This window comes from Pseudoalteromonas sp. Of11M-6 (assembly GCF_022347905.1).
Lineage (GTDB): Bacteria > Pseudomonadota > Gammaproteobacteria > Enterobacterales > Alteromonadaceae > Pseudoalteromonas.
Window position 1 is genome coordinate 1 of sequence record NZ_JAKRFW010000122.1, and the last position, 1,422, is coordinate 1,422.

Sequence of the window (1,422 nt, forward strand, 5' to 3'; positions counted from 1 at the left end):
GCTGCGAATTCGCTGGGAATGCCCAAACGCACTCGGCCTGTCACACTCTCAGAGGTAAATTGCTGAATAATTGCATCGTTCTGCTGCAGCATTTGTTTGACAGCTCTTAAGCAGTTGACACTGAATATATTGCAATCTTGAAGGCTAAAAGTTAAGTATTCTAAGGAGTGAAATATGTTATGTATGAAGACATAGTATCTTTAAGGGGTATCAGTTACGGTTGTCAGGTGGCTAATAAATATTCATGAGTATGAGGTTGCTCTGAGCGAAAAGTACCGTGTAGCAACAGAAGTAGTAGATAAAGTTAATGTTAAGTTTGGCTTGATGTAGCTCCGTTAGTTTGAGTATCAAAATGTTAATACTCAGGGTCGACTAATGGCAAAATTTTTGTCTTGTTATCGATAGGGTGTTAACGGTTCAAAATATATTACTTGGTCAAGATAATTCGTATTATTAACATGTTATAGAGTAATTATAGAATGGTTATTTTTGCTCGCTTGGATTTGGAATCTTATTTTTAAGTTATAACTGTTTGTTTTTCCGTGTTTTATTTTTAAATGTGGTTATCATTTTTAAAGTTGTAGTATTGTACAGAGAGACTTTGCTGCTATAACTTTATTTTAATAAATGGTAGATAAAAGGTAATGATATGAAAGAATTAAACACAAACGAAATTCAAGAAGTAAATGGTGCTATTTGGGCTAATGTTGTAGGCGCTGTAGTTGGAGCTATAGGTGGAGGGTTAGCAGCGATAACAGCTAAAGGAAATCAAGCGACTGGATCTGATATACTTGGAGGTGCTGTTGCCGGAGGAGTGGCGGGAGCGGTAAGTCCAGTTAGCTCAGTTGGGCGAGCAGTTGCCACTATAGGTGGAGCTGCTGCTGGTGGGGGAGCAGCTGGTGATTTGGGTCGCCACTCTGATCGTTGGATGTTCCAGACATTCAGTAGAGCTTATTGATTAATAAGAGGTTGGGGTAATTAGCAAGCACTTTTTAGTTGTGCCTCGCCCAACGCTCAGTTTAATTTAGGGTGTATTAAACTATAGGTGTCTGGTGTTTTTAGCCATACACCTTTTTAAAGGTAGGTATTTATGATGAGTGAAGTAACTTTTATAATTGTCAAATTGATGTTTTTAGCTGTAATTCTTTTTGGCTTTAAAAAGCTATATAAATGCAGCCTTTTCGGGCCTTGGCCTTTTCCAGATGACTTCTATGGGAATTTCAAAATTTTCTTAATTATCTTCTGCAGTTTGGTACTTGCTACAATCAGTACTCATGCTGTTGAATTTCTTTATGAGCTTGCCTGAGATTGTGATCAACCTAGCCTCAATGCGATAAACTCAGCGAGTTTATCTACGGCGTGGGCGGATTCTTGGGTGTTTTTGACAAGGCTGATACCGATTTGACCGAGTTCGGGTAATAT

1 protein-coding gene and 2 pseudogenes are annotated in these 1,422 nt (G+C 38.4%); 1 reads left to right on the top strand and 2 read right to left on the bottom strand.

Features of this window, described 5'->3' with window-relative positions:
- Nucleotides 1-98, bottom strand: a pseudogene (locus tag MHN32_RS23595) (LysR family transcriptional regulator); the annotation flags it as partial.
- Between the two features lie 551 nt (nucleotides 99-649).
- On the opposite strand from MHN32_RS23595, the gene MHN32_RS23600 reads away from it, so the two are divergent.
- On the top strand, nucleotides 650-958 hold the full coding sequence (locus MHN32_RS23600) for a hypothetical protein (protein ID WP_237116797.1): 309 nt from the start codon (nucleotides 650-652) through the stop codon (nucleotides 956-958).
- Nucleotides 959-1,314: 356 nt separating this feature from the next.
- Here the strand turns inward: MHN32_RS23600 and MHN32_RS23605 are convergent.
- Nucleotides 1,315-1,422, bottom strand: a pseudogene (locus MHN32_RS23605) (LysR family transcriptional regulator); the annotation flags it as partial.